Below are 18,540 nucleotides of genomic sequence, written 5' to 3' on the forward strand. Positions count from 1 at the left end.
TCTGCCCACGCATGCGTGGGCGTCGGCGCACCAGGCCGGACCTCTGTGTCGGCTGACGGCGGGCCGGGTACCCGTCGCCCTGATGGACTCCGCCTCTCCCAACGCCCACAGCTCGGAGTTCGGCGGCGCACAGCAGAGTCAACCGCTCCTCGGTCGCCGAGACCGCCAGGTCGTTCGCCTTGCCGTCGCCTTCGTCGGTCTGTCGGTCATCTGGGGCATTGCCTTCAACGCGACAGCGCTGCCCTTCTTCCCGCTGGTCGTCGTTGGAGGTGTAGTCACGGGCCTGGTCGGCTTCTGGGTCCGGCGAGCACCGGACGAGGCTGAACCCGGGTTCGCCGTCACGCCCCGGCAGGCCGGCATCGCTGTGCTGGCGGCCCTGGTCCACTTCGGGATCGGGCACCTGCTCTTCGCGGTGGCGGCTCAGGTCGTGCCGGCGCTGACGGCGACGGCTCTCGAGGTCTACCAGCGGACGGACTCGATGCCGGTGTGGGGGCAACTGCTGCTCGGTGCCGTTCTGACCGCGGGACTGGAGGAGGTGTTCTGGCGTGGCGCGTTCACGCCCATGATCGCGGAGCGGGTCCGCCCTCGACTGCCGACCAGCTTCGGTACCAAGCGGCGGGGGACGGCGATGGTCCTGGTCTCGACGGCCGGTTACGCCCTCTTCCACGTCGCCACGCTGAAGATCGCGCTGATCGCCGCCGCCGCGCTGGGCGGGCTGGTGTGGGGGACGCTGCTGCTGCTCACCCGCTCCGTGGGTGTGACGATCATCGCCCACGTCCTCTGGACCAGCCTGATGATCCTGTTCCCGCCCTCGCTCGGCTGACGTCAGCTTCCCCGCGGCGAGGTCAGGTTCCCCGCGGCGAGGCCAGGTTCCCCACGGCGAGGCCAGGTCCCCCGCGACGAGGTCAGGTTCCCCACTGCGAGGCCAGGTTCCCCACGGAGAGGTCGGGTTCCCCGCGGCGAGGTCAGGTTCCCCACCGGGAGGGTCAGGTGCCCACGACCCCGCCGTCGGACTTCCAGATCGAGACCACGCCCGGACGAGCGGGACGGCCGGCGTCAGGGTACTGCGAGATCGGCTCGGTGATCGTGCCGCCGTCACCGGGGTGCTGGACGGCGAGGAAGAGGGTCCGGCCATCAGGCGTGAACTCCGGCCCGCAGGCCTCGGCGCCGACCGGGACGGTGCAGAACTGCTGCACGTGCCCGCGCTCCGAACCCGTGAGCGGGACGAAGTGGAAGGCGTCGTTGATCCCCAGTCCGCCCGGCTGGCCATCAGTGGCCAGCAGCAGGTCCCCGGTCGGCGTCATCCGGGAGTTGTCCGGGGCCGAGATCGGCGACACCTGCGACTTGTCGAAGCCGCCGTAGAACGTCTCCGGGTCCTCCGGGTCACCGCACAGCAGCAGGAAGTCCCATGAGAACGTCTCTGCCGTCCCGGTCTCCCCGTCCTCGACGATCTCGATGACGTGGCCCCACGGGTTCGGGGTCCGGGGGTTGGCGGCGTTGGCGTCCTCCGGCTTCTCCCGGTCGGTGTTGTTGGTCAGGCAGACGTAGACGTAGCCGGGCCGGTCCTGATCAGGTGTGACGTCCTCAGGCCGGTCCATCGGGGTCGCCTCGAGGATGTCGGCCGCCAACCGGGTCCGGATCAGGACGTCGCCCTGGTCGGTGAAGCCGTTCTCCTCGGTCAACCCGTTCTCGCCGAAGACCAGCGGGACCCACCGCCCCGTGTTGGTGTCCTCGAAGACGGCGACGTAGAGCGTCCCCTCGTCCAACAGGCTTCCCGCCTCCTCCGCTGACATCGCCGGGTCGTAGACGCCGTCGGAGACGAACTTGTAGAGGTAGTCGAAGCGCTCGTCGTCCCCGAGGTAGGCAACGACGTTTCCCTCAGGCGTCACGGTCATCTCCGCGCCCTCGTGCTTGAAGCGTCCGAGCGCCGTCCGCTTCTTCGGCGTCGAGGTCGGGTCGTAGGGGTCGATCTCGACGATCCAGCCGAAGCGGAAGGGTTCGGTGGGCTCGAGCGTGAGTTCGAACCGGTCGTAGAAGCGCTCCCACTTCCGACCCGATGCCAGCGGGATCGGGTCGGGGTCCGGCTGCTCCTCGGATTCCTCGCCCTCGATCGGCCCGACCGGCGTGTCGGTCGAGGTGTCCACAGGTGGGGGCTCGGGCTCCTCCACCTCCTCCTCGAACTCGATGCCGTACCGCTCGTGAGACAGGCGGATCTCGTCGTCGGCGTCGGGAACCTCGCTGTCCTCCCGCAGCCCGAAGTACTGGTTGAAGTTCTCCTCCGCGGTCAGGATCGTGCCCCACGGGGTCTTCCCACCGGCGCAGTTGTTGAGCGTCCCCAGGACCTGCCGGCCGGTGCCGTCCGCGGAGGTCCGCAGCAGCGGATGGCCGGCCGCCGGGCCCGTGATCTCCATCGGCGTGAAGGGCGTGATGCGGCGGTTGAGCGGCGCGCCACGGCGGTAGTTCATACCACCGTCCCGGCCGGTGTAGATCTCGACGATCGAGCCGCCGTGGGCGTTCAGGTCGACGTCGACCTGGTCGGCGGTGGGGTTGTCGGGGTCGTAGCCCGCGAACATCAGCTCGGGGTTGGTGTACTCGTGGTTGACCCAGAGCAGCCCGCTCCGGCTCTCCTCGCCACCGCGCGTGGCCGGCAGGTAGGCGACGAAGTCGTTGTTGTAGCCGAACGCACCGGCCTGCTGCTCTGGCGTGACGTTGGAGTAGTCGCTGTTGAGTCCACCAACGCCGGGGAGGATCGGGTCACCCCAGCGGATGAAGGTGCGCCACTCATAGCCGTCGGGAACCCGGACGGTGTCGGCGGTGTTCGGCGGGACAGGTGTGAACCCGATCTGTGAACCGTCCTGGGCCAGGCTCCGTTCGGCGGAGCTGATCTCCAGGGCGCCGGCGAACCCGACGACCATGCCGACGACGGCCGCACCCTTGAGCATCTTGCGGCGGGAGATGGCCCGCTCGGCCACCTCGGCGAAGGTGTCCTGCGCGCCCGCGTTCGGCGCGTCCTTGTGACACTCGTCGTTGCACTTGTAGGTGCAGGTGGCGTAGGTCCCGGAGTGCCAGTCACCGAACAGCGGCAGCGAGCGGCGGGGCAGCTTTATCATGGCGTGGTGGTCCTTCGTTACGTGGGGAACTCGGCACGATCGGGGGATTCCGCGTCCATGTGTGGGTTTGGCCCCGATCGTGGCCAAGCCCGGACGTGGGCGTCAGAGGTCCTCGAGCGGTCCAAGGTCCAGCCACAGGGTCTGCCCGATGGCGTCGTCCAGGCCGTCGTTGTCCGTGGCGACGATCACGTTGCCGTCGGCCGAGATGGCCATGCCCTCGGCCTTGTCCGGGGTCCAGATCGAGCCCGCTTCGAGCGCGGGCAGCAGGTCGACCAGCAAGGTCTTCGGTACCACCGTCCGTGGGTCGTCGTAGGGCGCGAACGTGGCGGCGGCCAGGTCGATGCCGTACACCCGCTTGATGCGCGCGTCGGTGCCGAGCTGGTTGTCACGCTCGATGACGGCGAACGTGCCGTCCGGCAGGGGGGTCAGCTCGGAGAGGCCGACCCAGCCACCGGCCGGTGACTCGACCGCGTCCAGCTCGTAGTCGGCGAAGGTCCACGTGCTGGTCGCAACCTCGTACCGTCCGATCTTGACGATGCCGGGATCGTCGTCGGCCCACTCGCGCTGGATGACGGTGTAGAGGAACTCGGAGGTGTCCTCACCGGTGACGGCGACGCCCTCGAAGCCGGACGACGTTGCCTGATCAACCAGCGCCGGGGGCAGCGTGATCTCCTCGGTGACGACGCCATCGTCCCCGATCTTGACCAGCGCGTTCGGGCGCTCTTCGATCGCGCCGTCATAGCGGCCCTCCGACGCGATCCACCAGCCGCCCTCAGGGGCTGGAGCAACGCCCTCAGCATCCAGGGAGAACGACGCACCGGTGATGGCCGTCCTCGCCGTGATCGCCGCGGGTGAGGTGCCGGGATCGACGTCGTAGAGGTAGGAGACGCCCAGGATGGAGTCACTGACCGCAGCCATGCCCTCCGGGCCGGTGGCCAGGCCGGACAGCGCCACCCACGGGACCGGGACCTCCCCGGTGCTGGCGACCTGCGGGTAGGCCGGCTCGGTGTCCTCGGCGTCGTAGTCGTAGAGGGTGATCAGGGGGGGGAACCCGTCCTCGGCGTTCTCGGCGGCCACGACGAAGAGGTCACGGTCGCCGATGGCCTTCAGTCCCTCCGGACCGCTGCCGGTGGGAAGCAGCTGCACGAAGGTGGGGGCGCCGTCGCTCACGTCGTAGACGCCGATGACGTTGGTGCGCTCGGCCCCGACGAAGAGGAAGGTCGTCTCGCCGTCGTCGTACACCCCGGTCTCGACACCCTCGGGCTCGCCGCCCTTGTTCTCGCTGCGGCCCTCGTTGTAGTGGCCGGCGCGGATCTGCTCGTACTCGAAGGTGTTGCCCGAGTCGTACTCGACGGTGCCGTCGACGCCCCAGATGGTGAAGCCACGCGAGCCGCCCTCGTTGCCGTCGGCGTCCTCGTAGTCGCCCTCGTTGGCGGTGGAGAAGCTGTCGCTGTCGATCCAGCTGACGGCGTCGGGCTCGCGGCGCTTGGTGATGGTCTCCGTCAGTTGGATGTCCCCGTTCTCCTGGGGACCGATCTCCTCCTCGGTCGCATCGACGCCCTCGACCGTCACCTCCCCCGCGGAGAAGTCGCTGGTGACGGTACCCGTCGCGAGGTCGACCACGACGAGGTGGTTGTTCTCCTGCAGGCTGACCGCCGCCAGGTTCTCGTCGTTGATGTCGACGTACTCGACCTCGGGGTCGTCGGGCGCGACCTCGGCCAGACCGTCCAGGTCGACCGGTGTGGCGGTCCAGTCGTTCGGCTGGTCTGGGATCGTGGCGTCGAGGACGACGAGGAAGCCACCCGGCAGCTGCGGGATCAGGCCGTCGTTCTCATCCTCGTCCCGCTCGTTCTCGATGGCGATCGCCGCATACTCCCCGCTCGGGGAGACCGCGATCGCATCCGGCTGACCGCCCAAGTCGATGGTGCGGATCTCGGTGCCGTCATCGGCGTCGGCGATGATCAGCTCACCGGACGGGTTGTCGAAGTCGGGGGAGGTGTTGAGTGCGACCAGCAGGTAGTCGCCGAGCACGGCCACGCTGGTGGGCTCACCGTCGTAGGCGATCGTCCCGGCGTCCTGCGGATCGCTTGGGTCGGCGATGTCGACGAAGCCGATCGCGTTGTTCGGCGAGTCGCTGTAGATCAGCGTCTGCCCGTCGGCGGTGACGTCGGCGATCTCGGCCGACTCGCTGCCGGCCGTGGTCACGTCGAAGGTGCCGACGTGGGTGAAGGTCCCGCTTGGCTCGACCGGTGTGTCGGTCGGCGTGTCGGTGGGCGTCGGCGTGGGCTCAGGGATGTTGCCCGTCGCGAGGTCACACGCCGTACCGGTCGTGTTCGGGCCACAGATGATGTCGTAGGACCCACCAACAAGGAACTCGGCTGTCGCGGGCGGGAGCATGTCCCCGTTGGAGAGGAGCACCACGGTGGTGCCGTCCAGGTTGGCGGCTGCAGCCGCGAAGCCGGACGCCCACCCCAGCTCCAGGTAGCCGTCAACCAGGATGACCCGCTCCACGCCTGGCCCGGCGTCGTCGATGTACTGGGCGATCGCGGCCGCGGTGATGGCCCGGTCGTCTCCCGCCAGGCGGGTGACCACGAAGCCGCGGGACTCGAGGTCGATGACCACCTCGTCGGCGATGGCGTCGACCCCGCCGAGGACGAGGAGCTGCTCGAGCGTCGAGGTCTCCAGTGCCTCCAGCGTGGTGTCGGTCAGGGTGTCCGTGTCGGTCAGGAACGTCGGCAGGCCGAAGCCGGCACCCAGCGTTCCTCCACCGATCGAGTCGGCGAAGACCGACGTGGGGTTGCCCTCGGCTGGGTAGGCACGCGCCACGACACCGGTCAGGGCATCGGTCCCCTCGGCCTCGAAGATGGCCTCGGCGGTGCCGAAGCGTGTCGCCCCGCCCAGGCGGGTGACATCCAGGCCCACTGCAACCAGTGCATCCTCGACGGCCTGGGACACGGCGTCGACGCCACCGAGGATGGTGGCGGACGTGGCGCCCAGCCGCTCGATCTCCGTCGCCGCCGAGTCGCTCAACTCGTCGGTGTCCGTCAGGACCAGAGGCCCCTCGACGGCTCCTTGGATCAGCCCGCCTGCCAGGGAGTCGATGGAGACGTCGTCACGAGCGATGACCACGTGCTCGGCGCTGTTGAACAGCAACCCACTCAGGGCGAGCGCATCGTCGGCGGCGGTCCCGTCCGAGTCGAGTTGGGCCAGCGCTGGTGGACGGGAGAGCAGGGTCACGGCCAGGAGGAGCGCAAGGCCGGCAGCAAGCATGACCCGGGGGGTGGTCAGGCCGAATCGGGTGTCCATCACGACGGTCTTTCGGTTGCGGGCGACGGTGCAGCACCGGACGGACCCGGCGCACTGGCACGAGTCGTAGAGGTCGGACTTGTCCGAGACGTGTTCGCCGTCTGAACGACAGACACGTGATCGGTGACCAACAGCCGAACGCGGTCACGTCGGTTTCAGTCCCGCACCCACCGGATAGGGCCACCGGAGCCGGCCCCCGACCCCCGTGCCGACGATTGAATCGACAACCTCAAGGACACCCACATGCTCGGACTTGGAATCGTAGGAACCATCTTGGTGGTCCTGCTGATCATCTACCTGGCGAAGCGGGTGTGAGACCACACGCCGCGCCCACACGAACGAACGGACCTCCCTTGGTGAGGTCCGTTCGTCGTCGGGCAGGTCCTACTGGCCGAGGAGGCCGCCGATCGGGGCGAGCAGGGGGCCGACCGGATCGAGCAGGCTGGGCGCCACCGTGATCTCGATGCCGAACTCGATGCTCACCTCAACCTGGACACCCAGCGCTGCCAGGGCCTGGAGATCGTCGGTCGGGTTCGGCACGTCGAAGCTCGGAGCATCGATGAGGGGCTCGTCCTGGCCGTCGAAGTACGTGCCGTCGCCGCCGTCCCAGTTGTGCCAGTTCTCCGCGCAGTAGGCGTTGCGTGCGTCGCGCTCGGCATCGCTGGCTGCCGTGGCCTGGCGAATCAATCCCGCAAGCTCGGCTGATCCGCTCTCGATGCCCTGCGCCACCAGGTGGGCGACCGGCTCGGGCGCATAGGTCATCAGCCACGCCGCATTCCAGGCCCGTTCGCGCCACTCCTGGATGACCTGTTGGACGGCGAACCCGGTCAGCACGTCGTCGTCGGGGTTGGTGTCCCAGGTCGGGTCGAACCGGGCGATCATCTCTGGGCTCAGGTCATCCCCCACGTTGTTCAGGAACTCGTTGACGCGTTCGTGATCCGGCTTGCGGCTGTTGCCGTCTGCGTCGGTCAGACCGATGTCGTCGAGGACGAATGGCAGATCCCGGTTGATGTGGGCGTTCATGCCCATAAGGAAGTTGCCGGTCGAGCTCAGCTCCTGCGCGTCGGCCGAGGCGAACGCCTCGCGCCAGACCGGCGGCACGTCGCTGACGCGGTTGTGCCGCCAGGCGCGCTGCGGACCCAGGTAGTACTCGGCGAAGACGGCGTCGTAGTGGTGCATCCACGGGACGTCGTCGTAGAAGCCGGGAATCTGGGAGGACTCGTAGTAGGCCTCGGTGGTCCGCATGTAGCCGAGCTGGAAGATGGCGTTGTGGTCGCACCGCCGTGCCAGCTGGTGGAACGTTCGCGACATCGAGCGGAGGACCGATTCGACACACCGGTGGCTGCCCCGCTTGCAAACGTTGGAGTCGGAGGTGTCGAGGCCGGGTGTGAAGCCGGGGATGAGCTCTCCCCAGTTGACGAGGGGCGGGGGCTCGTCGGCGACCGCCTGGGTGGGGGCCAGCAACGCGACCACCAGGGCGAGGGCGGTCATCACGCGGTTCCGGCGGGCCATGGGCGCGCTCCTCTCGAGGTCGACGTTGGTCTATGAGTCCTAGGGAGTCATGGGAGCATCGGCCTCTGCCGCCGAATGCTTGAGCAACTGGTGGTCCAGCGGTGACGTCCCTGGGTTGGAAGCGAACCCGGCGGTCCACTCCGGCTGGCTACCCTTGGGCCGTGACGACGAAGACAGCGGCGGCGCCCGACGACGCCGACGCGGAGCCTGGCGCCCAGGCGCCCCGTGCCACGAGTGCTCGGCCGGCGGTCGGCCACCGAAGCACAACCCCCTTCATCATCACGGGCGCGCTGATCGCCGCGTACTACGCACTGACCATGCGGGCCCTCGACGGACTCCAACTGCACAACGACCTCGGGATCCAGTACTACCTGGCGCGTGTCACAGCCGAGGGCGGAATCCCCCTCATCGACTTCGAGCACGGCTGGAACACGCTCAGCTGGTACTACTCGGCGACGCTGTACACCCTGGCCGACGGCAACGCGACCGTCTGGGTGAACCTGTGGGGCCGAGGCGGGTTCATCATGGCGGCCGTCGCCATGATGGTGATCCTGTGGCGGGCCCGGGTTCCCGCGGGCTGGGTCGCCGGGATCGCCCCGCTGTGGATCGTCCTCACCCACGTCGCTCACAACAAGTACGCCATCCCCACCATCTGGGTCGCGATCCTGCTGCCCGTCGGCACGGTGCGCGTGTCGTGGCAGCGCGCTCTTCGGGTGGGCCTGGCCGCCACGGTCTTCTGGGCCCACGTCGAGCTTGCGATCCTGCTGGCGATCGGCACGGCCATGTTCGATCTCGTCGGTCGACGGGATGCCCCGATCTCCGAGCGCGTGATCACGATGCTCCACGCCCCGGCTGGGGTGGTCGTGGGGCTGGTCTCACAGATCGCGGTCTACAGCCTGGTCGGGCTTCCGGCGACCGAGTTCCTCCAGCAGGCGATCGGCAACTGGACGGTGACCGACTTCGGCCCCCTGTTCGACTTCCCGATCCTCGCGCCGGAGACGATCCGGCTGGCCCTGTTCCCCATGCTGATGCTGGTGCCGTTCGTGCCGCTGCTGTGGCGGCGGCTCTCCGACCCAACGCGGCTGCTGGCGCTGTGCAACCTGGCGCTGGGGCTGATCGCGATCCGGCGTCAGGGCGACAACCACGCCGCCGCGGCGGGGACTCTGGCTGCGCTGGTCATCGCGCTGGGCGCACTCGACCTCTCGCGGGAGTGGCATGCCGTGCGCGCGGCCGTGGCGCGGCTTCGACCAGCCAGACCAGCGACGATGCTGGCCGGGATCGGCGGGGTCGCCTGGTACATGGCGGGGATCGCCGTCGGCTTCCAGGTCGCCTCGTTGGCGGCCATCGTCGGCCTGACCGTGTTCGCCCTCGCGGCGGTCGTCGCCGAGCGACAGAGCCAGCTGACCGCGTCAAGCGTCGGCGCACTGCTCGCCGCCGCCGCCGTGGCCGTGACCGGTGTGGGCGGGCACCTGGTCGACATCGTCGGGCAGGACGATGCGCTGGGGGAGACCACCGCGATCACGGCAGCCGTCCAGCCCGAACTGGACCGCTGTCTCCAGGGGTCGGACTCCCGCGACGTGTGGATCGTGCCCTCACCGCTGACGCTGTACGACACCCTCGAGGTCACCAACCCGACCCCCTTCTTCGCCTTCTGGTACAACCTCGAAAGCGAGCGGGACCGGATCATCGGGCTGATGGACGACGGGTCCATCCCCGCAATCCTGCAGGTGGGTGCGTGGCCGCAGTCGATGGCGTCGACCGTGCCGGAGATCGAGGCGCGATACCGGGCGTGCGCCAGCGGACCGGTCGACGGCTCGCCGCGCGACTTCACCGTCTGGGTCCAGACCAACTGACGTTCGCTCGGCCGGTCCGTCGAGTCGCCCGGCTTGACCGCGGTAGCAGACTGGTCACCATGACCGACCGCCTGGAGCAGAACAAGAAGACCGTGGAGGCCTTCTACGACCTGATGTTCAATCACGACCGCCCGGCGGAGGCAGTCGACCGCTACGTCGGTGCCTCCTACGTCCAGCACAATCCGGACGTGGGAGATGGCAAGCAGGCCTTCATCGAGTACTTCGAGCGGATGGCCGCCGAGTATCCCGGCAAGCACGTCGAGTTCGTCCGATGCTTCGCCGACGGCGACCATGTGATCCTCCACTGCCGTCAGACCTGGCCCGACGATGTCGTCTACGCCGGCATCGACATCTTCCGCCTCGACGAGGACGGAAAGGTGGTCGAGCACTGGGACGTGCTGCAGGTGGTGCCCACGGAGTCGAAGAACTCCAACACCATGTTCTGACCCCTTACAGCAGCCCGTCTACCCCCGCACGACCAGATACACCTGCGTCGCCGTGGACGTCGTCGAATCCTGCACGAAGGCGATGCGGGACCCGTCACCCGAGATGGAGGGAAAGGTCAACCCGCCGCCCGGCTCCGGGGCGATCTCGGTTCGCACGGTGTCCGTCGTGAGGTCCACCGAGATGATGGTCGGGTCCGTCCCGGGCTCGCCAGCGCCGACGAGCTGACCGTCGGTGGTCGAGGCCACCACCACAGACCCGTCGTCGGTCAGGGACACGCCGAACTGGCCGGTCGAGCCGCTGATGACACCTGCCGGGGCGGGGGTCCCGTCGGCCAGCCGGTCCACCAACCGGGTCTCCCCCGAGGCCACGTCGTGGATGTACAGGTGGGCCGTCCCGTCAGCCGACAGGTCGTCGTCGGTCAGGTTGGTGGCGGTGCTGGTGAACGCCACGGTGGAGCCGTCGGCGGACATGGTGAGCTCGTTGACCGGCTGCTCCGCGGGCTGGCCGTCCACGCCGCGACTGACGAGCTGAGCCGAGGTGCCGGCCTCGACGTCGATCAGGAACGCCTGGGGCAGCTGACTGCCCGTCTCGGCCTCACGGGTGGTCAGCACCGCGGCCGACGAGCCGTCCTGGCTCAGCCACAAGCTGCTGGCCTCGCCGAAGGACTGCTCGGGACCGCCCAGGATTCGCTCACGGTCGGCGCCGTCGGCCCGTTGCCGGAACACCGCGCCGCCGATCGCAAAGGCCACCCACTCCCCGTCGCCGCTGATGACCACCACCGATGGCGCGTCGTCATCACCGAACGCGGCCTCGACGTCCGTGACGTGGAACGGGGCCGCCGTGGTCAGGTCGAAGACCTGGATCTCGTTCCGCTCCGGCCCCACGGAGGCGGACACCACACGGGTCCCGTCGGTGGAGAGCGACTGCGCCGACAGCAGCGCCTGGTCGCCGGAGTCCGGCGTGCCCGGCAGTTCCAGCGTCGTCTCGGCCGCCAGATCCCTGACGAAGGCGCCCAACTCTGCCTCCTGACCCAGGCGGGTGAACGCGACCACGGACCCGGTGCCAGCGAGATCGGGCTGGAAGGCGTCGTCCGGGTTCGGTGAGCCGTCATCGTTGACCGATACCAGCTGACCGACCCCCGGCTCACCCCGCGGCGGTGCGGGTGGACCGGCATCCAGCGCCTCCACCTCGGCAACCAGCTGCGCGTCCACCTCGCTGATCGGCGCGGCGATCAGGGTCTCGACCTCCGGGACGTCACCGCCAGCGGTGATCAGCGGGGCGGTTGCCGGGGGAATCCCGGGCAGGTTCAGCGCCAGCAGCGGCGCGCCGAGTTCGGCCGCGAGCGCTGCAGCGGAGAGCCCCCGGGTCCAGCCCAGGTCCTCATAGGGGTTGAACAGAACGACCGTGCGCTGACCGGTCGGGTCGAACCCGAGCAGGCTGGTGGCGATGGCGGAGGCGGTGTCGGCCCGGTCGGTCCCGTCGACACGGCGCGGGTTGGGCACGGCGTCGAACACCGCCCGCGACAGTGCCAACTCACCGCCGAGCAGGACAGACTGCTCCGGTGTGTCCTGGCCGAGCCAGGTAGCCACCGAGCTCGGGAGAGCCTCGGTCGGCGAGATGACGATCGGGTGCTGGCCCGCAGCCGCCCAGGTCCCGGCGGTGACCGAGTCGGCCCAAGCGGCCGTCGGGTTCTCGGGCGGTGAGAACCCACGCGCGATGGCCACCTGGCCGGTGTCGCCGAAGCGGGCCCTGACCTCGGTGGCGACGACGACCGCGGTCTCGACCCGGCTGGGTCCGGCCAGTCGCACGACCTCGTACCCGTCAGCGACCAACTCGTCCTCGACGGACTGGCCGACGGCCAGCACCCCACCCAGGATGTACACGCGCCCCCCATCGGGCAGGACCCGCGCGATCTCGTCACTGGTGGTGGGCGGGAGCGAGTCGGTCCGGGTGTAGAGCAGCGGCCCCTCGCCGGTCAGCGGTGAGCCGGCGAGGGAGTCGGCGAAGGTGTCATCACGGCTGAGCGTCACCGACTGGGCGATGCCGTCCTCGAACCGTGCGGCCGAGACGGCGATGGCGAAGTCGATGGGATCCAGCGGTCCGATGCGCTCCGTCGTCGCCGGGTCCCCGTCGACCGCGGCGGGCACTCCAGCCGTGACCGGGCCCGACAGCAGGGACACGACCCCGAGCAGCGTGGCGATCACGACGAGGACGATCCGTCCTGGCTGGTGGCGGTGGGATGACATGGTCGTACTCCGGTCGGCTGCTTCACCGGAAGGCTAGTTCGACTGCGACCCCATGCCGGGTACGACGTGGTATCCGGCGGCGTCAGCAGACCGTCTCCGCAGCCACGTCAGTCGGCTGGACTCAGCGTTCGACGCATCACCAGTCGTGGCATCCCGGACGCCGTCGCCTCGGTCACGCCGATGACCTCGAAGCCCGCGGGTTCGAACATGGATCTGGTGCCGACGAAGGCCATCGTGGTGTCCATCCGGCCGTCGGGGTTGGCGGGGTAGACCTCAACAGCGGGCGCACCCGCTGCGCCTGCGTAGGCCACCGCACCCTCGATCATGTGAGCCGTCGCCCCCTGCCGACGATGGCCACCACGCACGATCACGCAGATGATGCACCACACCTCGACGTCATCCACCGGCCGGATGACCCGGCTGCGGACCAGCTTCGGTGTCGCCTGGCGTGGGGCGATGCTCACCCAGCCGATCGGCACACCGTCCGCGTAGGTGATGACGCCTGGTGGCGTCTCCCCCTCGACGACCGCGCGCATGGCGGTCTCTCGGTCCTGGCCGCCGAACGCACGGATCTGCCCCTGCGTGAGGCGGTGAGACAGACACCAGCAGTGGGACCCCCGCCGGTTCGGGTTCACCACATCGGCAAAGTCCTCGAACCGGTCGCTGGTCAGCGGGTGGGTGCGGTACTGGGCCACGTGAGGTGGAGCGTAGTCGCCGACAAACGTTCAAGACAGCCCGGCCGGGGATCGGAGAGGCTGCACGGCATGAGTGACATCACGGTCATCGGTGCCGGGGTCATCGGCCTGTCGACGGGCATCCGCCTGGCCGAAGCGGGCCACCAGGTTCGGATCCTCACCAAGGCCATGCCCGAACAGACCACCTCGGCCGCGGCAACGGCCATGATCGGTCTGGCGTTCGCCGAGCCCATGGACAAGGTCCCGCAGTGGGAGGCTGCCACCCACCAGGAGATGGGGAGCGTCATGGGCGAGCCAGCGAGCGGCGTGCGACGGCAGTCATGTCTCCTCGGCTCGCGGACCAGCGACGCGCTGCCCCCGGGGATCGACGCCTGGGACGGGTTCCGGCTGGCCGACACGGCCGAGCTGCCGAACGGATTCGAGCATGGCTTCTGGATCGACATGACCGTGGCCGACATGACGGCCTACCTGCCCTACCTCACCAGGCGGTTTGGTGCCCGAGGCGGCGCGCTCGAGATGCGTGACGTCGCGTCGCTGGCGGAGCTGGGCGACGGCGTGGTCGTCAACTGCTCCGGCCTGGGCGCTCGGGTCTTGGCCGACGACGACACCATCACGGGTCAGTGGGGGATGCACGTCGTCGTGCGGAACCCTGGTGTCGACGCCACGTTCATGGAGGGGCCACCCGGGCAGGCGCAGTGGGTGGCATGGATGCCGCACGGCGACCGAGTCCTGATCGGCGGCGTGCTCGACCCTGACCGTGACTTCGGCCAGCCCGACGCCGCTGTGGGCGACCAGCTGCTGGCTGCCGCTGTGGCTGCGAACCCCACACTCGCCGGAGCCGAGGTTCTGGGCATGAACGGCGGTCTACGGCCGGCTCGCCCGGTCATCCGCGTGGAGCGAGACCCAGACATCACACCTCAGACGGTGGTGCACAACTACGGCCACGGAAGCCTCGGCGTGACCCTGTCGTGGGGGTGTGCGGACGAGGTCGTCACGCTGCTGGGCCAGTAGGCGGGCTTCACGCCGCCTGGTGGTAGAGGAAGGCAGCGTCGGCACCGCCACCCTGGCCGAAGGCGATGCTGATGTTCAGGTGGGCCATCGCCTCCAGATAGCGGGAGTTGGCCAGGGGACCAGTGACGACGGGGGCGTAGCCGAGGTCAGCGGCAAGTTGCTGGACGGTTGCGACGGCCTCGCTGTCGTCGCCGGCCAGGAAGGCCGTGGTGAGTCGACCGTCACGGTCCAGCCGCTCTGCATCCATCACCGTCGCGAAGATGGTGTTGAAGGCCTTGACGACCCGCGCGTCGGGCAGGAGCTGCTGGACGTGCTCCCCTGCCGAGGGTGCCGAAGGTTGCATTGGCGAGTAGTCCTCGTGCAGCGGGTTGGTGGCGTCGACGACGATGGTGCCGTTGAGCGCAGGCGCAAGGTCCGGCAGGACCGAGTCGATGACCCGGTAGGGCACCGCCACGATGGCGATGTCCGCATCACGGGCGGCGTCGTACATCGCGGCCACCGCGTGCGTGGTCGTCGCTGCCACCTCCTTCGGGCGTCGGACACCGAACGTAACAGCGTGTCCGGCGTCGGCGGTGAGTCCGGCGAGGCCTCGTGCAACGGGTCCGGCACCGAGAAGAGCAACGGTCAAGGGGGTGGGGACGGTCATGGGCTTCTCCTGTAGGTCCGCGGGCTGATGTGCCAACAGCATGGCCGCTGCTCTCCTAACTCGCAATAGGTAAAACCGTTTATCCTATTGCGAAGCCACGTACGGTAGCGGACGTGACTCTCACCCGACGAACGTCCTCGCCCCCGGCGAGCAGTACGGCGCTGCTGGACTTCCTCAACAGCCATGCGTACGAGGGCCACCCGGACGACCTCTCGACCTTTGCGGCTCACCCATCCGATCGAGTCGAGGACCTCCGTCGTCTGCGCGACCTTCTCCGCGGGCTCGTGGCCGACTCGTCCTCGCAGTCCAGACGGGACGACCTCTCTGACTGGATCGGCACGACGCCACTGATCCTCGGGATGGACGCAGACGGGTCGCTCGTCATCCGGCCTGGTGACGACACCCACACCGCAGCCATGCTCGCAAGTGTCCTCGAGCTGCTACGCGACGGGTGGTGGCAACGTCTGCGGCTGTGCGCGAACGTCAAGGAGTGTGGGGTCACGTTCATCGACGAGTCCAGAGGGGGGCAGCGACGGTGGCACGCGGTGGAGACGTGTGGCAACCGCATCAACTCCCGGCGACACCGCGCACGGCAACAGTCCTGACCGCGGCACACCTGTTCGCACCGGCCGCGACCCTGACGCCTCCGGGTCTCGGCCAGTGGCACCCTTGATCCTCCGTGTCTCAGCCCAACCCCCAGCCCGCCTCGGACGCCCGGCCAGACTCGGCTGCCCCGAGCCGTGCGGCTCGAGCCATCCCGCGGTGGCGTCGAGCCCTCCGACTGACGTACCTGGTCCTGGTGCTGGCCGCGTTTGCCGTCGCCATCGTGTCGCGACGGGACGACCTGGCCGACCAGGCCCGATCGCTCGAGGCCCTTCCGATCACGGCGTCGGCGCTGCTCGGCGCGGCCGGCGTCGCCGTGAGCGGGCTGGTGTGGCGACGGATGATGGTTGGGCTGGACGCCGACCTGCCGCTCTGGGCGTCCGCCAAGATCTTCTTCGTCGCCCAGCTGGGCAAGTACCTCCCGGGCAGCCTGTGGCCGGTCCTCGCCCAGGCGGAGATGTCGCGGGACTTCGACGTACCGAGTCGCACCGCCGTCGCGGGCCAGACCCTCTTCATGTGGGTGCACCTGATCACGGGCGCGATCCTCGGGATTCCGGTGATGGCCGCCGCCGGACTGCTGCCGATCTGGACCGCCGCGGCTCCGCTGCTCCTCCTCCCGCTGCTGGTCCCCGGCCCGCTGATCACCTCGATGAACTGGCTGCTCGCCCGACTGGGCCGGCAGCCGCTACCGGGTCGGCCACGCGGAATCGACATGGCCGTCGCGACCGGCTGGGCGGTGGTGATGTGGGCGTGCTACGGCCTGCACACCCACTACGCCATCGAGGCCCTCGAGTTCGTCGCTCCGGGCCCCTTGCCCATGGTGGTCGCCACCGGGGTGTTCGCCGCCGCGTGGTCAGCCGGGTTCCTCTTCCTCATCGCACCGGCCGGTGCCGGCGCGCGCGAGCTGGTCCTGATCGCCGGCCTCTCGACCGTCTCGGCCCCCGAGACGGCGCTGGCGGTCACCTTGCTCAGCCGCTTGATCCTGTCGCTGGCCGATGGCCTGTGGGGTGGGGTCGGGGTGTTGGCTGGCGTTGGCCGATCAGCTCAGCCAGGGGTGCCGCGCGACACACCAGCAAGCACCGGCTCGTCAGGCGTCGACGCGGGCGTGGACGGCGGTCCAGGGGAGAGGTAGCCGGACGTTGGCGATGGCCGCCTGCACGGAGACGAACCGCAGGAAGCCCGGTGTGCCCCAGTGGTTGAAGTGCCCGGGCGTGTTGCCGAACGAGGACACGTGCCGGCCAGTCAGGAAGTTGCCCATCCGGAATAGCGGCTCCCGCGGAACGGTCAGGACCAGGTGCCGCTTGGACACGCGGGCCATCTCGGCCAGCCCCGACCAGGGGTGGGTGAGGTGCTCACAGACCTCCACGGCCACGACCAGATCGAAGCTGTCGTCCTCGAACTGCAGATCGTGTGCGTCCCCCTCGAGGAACTCGACGCCCGACCGCTTCTCCCACTCGCGGCGGAGGTCGGGGTCGGGGAGGTCCAGGGCGGTGACGCTGGCCTCGGGGAAGCGGTCGCGCAGACGCTCGGCAATCTCACCCTCGCCACAGCCGACTTCCAGGATCCGGGTGATGGGACCTTCGTCGGCGACGGCATCGAAGAGCTCGTCCAGTGCGACCAGGAAGCGCTTGGTGAGGAAGCGGATGGCGACGTTGCCGCCCTCGTACTTGTTGTAGTGGTTGCCGGTGACGATCTCGTCGGTGGTCGTGGCGCTCATCCGGACAAGACTACTGGTCCCCCCGTCGCTGACCCGACCGTCAGGTCGGCCCTCCAGACAGGAGCACGAGCACGACGAGCAGGGCGACGATCGCCACCACGGCGACACCGATCAGCAGGCGCGGGGACGACGCGTCGGCCGTCGGAGGGTCGGGCGTCGAAGGGTCGGGCGGCCGGGAGGCCTCCGGCGTCGCGATCGTGGACTTCTTCGCCTCCTCGCGAACAACTCCACGATCGCGCACCACCGGCTCCTGGTCGGCTGGAGCAGGGTCGGAGCGGTCAGCGGCCAACCGACCGCCGTCGGCAGCCTCCGCAGGCGAGCTGGCCGGCCGCCGTGGCGTCCGCTTCGGCCCGGGGTGACCGGCGTCGCCTGGGACCCGTGGCCAGCCGCGCGGACCCCCAGCCATGCGGCCACCCGGAGCCCGGCTGGGGCCGATCAACGGTGACTCCTCCGACATCGCCGCTCACCGTACCGGTCAGGATCCAAGAAGCGTTACCCCGGGGCCGTTGGATATCGTGCCGAGCATGACCACAGATGCGGAGACCAGCGGGTTCAGCACGCGCGAGCGAGAGGCGATGCGAGCGCGGGCCGAGGAGCTCAAGGCCGAACGAGGTGGGAAGAAGAAGGCCGACGAGCTGCAGAAGTGCCTGGACGCCATCGCGGCCATGGACGACGACGACCGGCGAATCGCCGAACGGGTGCACGCAATCGTCCTCCGGGTCGCTCCGCACCTGCACATCAAGACCTGGTACGGCTTCCCCGCCTACGCCGACGGCAAGGACGTCGTGTGCTTCTTCACCAGTGCGGAGAAGGGGGAGGACCGGTACGCCACCCTCGGGTTCAACGACGCCGCCAAGCTGGACGACGGCCCGATGTGGGCGACGAGCTTCGCCATCACCGAGTGGAACGACGACGTCGAGGCTCGGGTCGAGGAGCTGGTCCGTCGCGCCACCCAGGCATGAGGGCCGACCTGGATGCGCTGGTCCGCCTGCGGCGCGCCCGAGACCGGATGGATCGCCACTACGCCGGACCGTTGAACGTGCCGGAACTCGCGCAACTGGCCTGCATGTCCCCCGGCCACTTCAGCCGCCAGTTCAAGCTGGCGTACGGGGAGACCCCCTACGCCTACCTGATGACCCGCCGGATCGAGCGTGCGATGGCCCTGCTGCGCGACACCGAGCGGACGGTGACGGAGATCTGCTTCGCCGTCGGGTTTGGGTCACTCGGGACCTTCAGCACCCGCTTCGCCGAACTGGTCGGCACCACTCCAACGGCGTTTCGGGAGCGGGCGCGGGCAGAGGCGAGCCGGATGCCGCCGTGTGTCGAGCGTCGGGTGAGCAGACCGGTCAGGAACGAAGAAGCATCCCGGCCGAGGCTGTACGTACCGTGAGCGC

Annotated in this window: 16 protein-coding genes; 8 read left to right on the top strand and 8 right to left on the bottom strand. The window is 69.1% G+C overall.

The genetic code is table 11. The features are described 5' to 3' along the window. Nucleotides 1–82 precede the first annotated feature (82 nt). Nucleotides 83–823: a CPBP family intramembrane glutamic endopeptidase gene (locus tag C1746_RS02175; protein WP_116713060.1), complete on the top strand. Its 741-nt coding sequence runs from the start codon at nucleotides 83–85 to the stop codon at nucleotides 821–823. A gap of 163 nt (nucleotides 824–986) precedes the next feature. Here C1746_RS02175 and C1746_RS02180 read toward each other — a convergent pair whose 3' ends face one another. The 3 genes from C1746_RS02180 to C1746_RS02190 form a co-directional block, all read right to left on the bottom strand. Further along, nucleotides 987–3,110: a PhoX family protein gene (locus tag C1746_RS02180; protein ID WP_116713061.1), complete on the bottom strand. Its 2,124-nt coding sequence runs from the start codon at nucleotides 3,108–3,110 to the stop codon at nucleotides 987–989. A 102-nt stretch (nucleotides 3,111–3,212) separates the two neighbouring features. Next, nucleotides 3,213–6,416: an esterase-like activity of phytase family protein gene (locus C1746_RS02185; protein WP_116713062.1), complete on the bottom strand. Its 3,204-nt coding sequence runs from the start codon at nucleotides 6,414–6,416 to the stop codon at nucleotides 3,213–3,215. Between the two features lie 384 nt (nucleotides 6,417–6,800). After that, nucleotides 6,801–7,928 (bottom strand): DUF5995 family protein, encoded by a 1,128-nt coding sequence (locus C1746_RS02190; RefSeq protein WP_116713063.1) that lies wholly within the window; start codon nucleotides 7,926–7,928, stop codon nucleotides 6,801–6,803. A gap of 161 nt (nucleotides 7,929–8,089) precedes the next feature. On the opposite strand from C1746_RS02190, the gene C1746_RS02195 reads away from it, so the two are divergent. After that, the gene (locus tag C1746_RS02195; protein ID WP_116713064.1) at nucleotides 8,090–9,781 is read left to right on the top strand and encodes a hypothetical protein; all 1,692 of its coding nucleotides are present in this window, start codon (nucleotides 8,090–8,092) and stop codon (nucleotides 9,779–9,781) included. A gap of 59 nt (nucleotides 9,782–9,840) precedes the next feature. Then, nucleotides 9,841–10,227, top strand: a complete 387-nt coding sequence (locus C1746_RS02200; protein WP_116713065.1) for a nuclear transport factor 2 family protein — start codon at nucleotides 9,841–9,843, stop codon at nucleotides 10,225–10,227. Between the two features lie 18 nt (nucleotides 10,228–10,245). Here the strand turns inward: C1746_RS02200 and C1746_RS02205 are convergent, their stop codons facing one another. After that, nucleotides 10,246–12,474 (bottom strand): cell wall-binding repeat-containing protein, encoded by a 2,229-nt coding sequence (locus C1746_RS02205; protein ID WP_116713066.1) that lies wholly within the window; start codon nucleotides 12,472–12,474, stop codon nucleotides 10,246–10,248. A 107-nt stretch (nucleotides 12,475–12,581) separates the two neighbouring features. Continuing rightward, nucleotides 12,582–13,169, bottom strand: a complete 588-nt coding sequence (locus C1746_RS02210; RefSeq protein WP_116713067.1) for a GNAT family N-acetyltransferase — start codon at nucleotides 13,167–13,169, stop codon at nucleotides 12,582–12,584. Nucleotides 13,170–13,238: 69 nt separating this feature from the next. Here C1746_RS02210 and C1746_RS02215 point away from each other — a divergent pair, with 69 nt between their 5' ends. Further along, entirely contained in the window at nucleotides 13,239–14,180 is a 942-nt protein-coding gene (locus C1746_RS02215) for an FAD-dependent oxidoreductase (RefSeq protein ID WP_116713068.1), read from the top strand. A 7-nt stretch (nucleotides 14,181–14,187) separates the two neighbouring features. Here C1746_RS02215 and C1746_RS02220 read toward each other — a convergent pair whose 3' ends face one another. Further along, nucleotides 14,188–14,826: an NADPH-dependent F420 reductase gene (locus C1746_RS02220; protein ID WP_205711654.1), complete on the bottom strand. Its 639-nt coding sequence runs from the start codon at nucleotides 14,824–14,826 to the stop codon at nucleotides 14,188–14,190. Nucleotides 14,827–14,939: 113 nt separating this feature from the next. Between C1746_RS02220 and C1746_RS02225 the strand changes: the two genes are divergently transcribed. Together C1746_RS02225 and C1746_RS02230 are read left to right on the top strand one after the other, a co-directional pair. Then, nucleotides 14,940–15,431, top strand: coding sequence for a CGNR zinc finger domain-containing protein (locus C1746_RS02225; protein ID WP_116713069.1), 492 nt, complete (start codon nucleotides 14,940–14,942; stop codon nucleotides 15,429–15,431). Nucleotides 15,432–15,505: 74 nt separating this feature from the next. After that, nucleotides 15,506–16,561, top strand: a complete 1,056-nt coding sequence (locus C1746_RS02230; RefSeq protein WP_116713070.1) for a lysylphosphatidylglycerol synthase transmembrane domain-containing protein — start codon at nucleotides 15,506–15,508, stop codon at nucleotides 16,559–16,561. Here the strand turns inward: C1746_RS02230 and C1746_RS02235 are convergent. Further along, nucleotides 16,517–17,146, bottom strand: a complete 630-nt coding sequence (locus C1746_RS02235) for a class I SAM-dependent methyltransferase (protein ID WP_116713071.1) — start codon at nucleotides 17,144–17,146, stop codon at nucleotides 16,517–16,519. The genes C1746_RS02230 and C1746_RS02235 overlap by 45 nt on opposite strands. Nucleotides 17,147–17,186: 40 nt before the next feature. Next, a complete protein-coding gene (locus C1746_RS02240) occupies nucleotides 17,187–17,603 on the bottom strand; it encodes a hypothetical protein (protein ID WP_116713072.1) in 417 nt (138 codons plus the stop codon). A 67-nt stretch (nucleotides 17,604–17,670) separates the two neighbouring features. Here C1746_RS02240 and C1746_RS02245 point away from each other — a divergent pair, with 67 nt between their 5' ends. Next, entirely contained in the window at nucleotides 17,671–18,108 is a 438-nt protein-coding gene (locus tag C1746_RS02245) for a hypothetical protein (RefSeq protein WP_116713073.1), read from the top strand. Continuing rightward, nucleotides 18,105–18,536, top strand: a complete 432-nt coding sequence (locus C1746_RS02250) for a helix-turn-helix domain-containing protein (RefSeq protein ID WP_116713074.1) — start codon at nucleotides 18,105–18,107, stop codon at nucleotides 18,534–18,536. The genes C1746_RS02245 and C1746_RS02250 overlap by 4 nt, the downstream gene beginning before the upstream one ends. The last annotated feature ends 4 nt before the right edge of the window (nucleotides 18,537–18,540 follow it).

This window comes from Euzebya tangerina (genome assembly GCF_003074135.1).
Classification (GTDB): domain Bacteria; phylum Actinomycetota; class Nitriliruptoria; order Euzebyales; family Euzebyaceae; genus Euzebya; species Euzebya tangerina.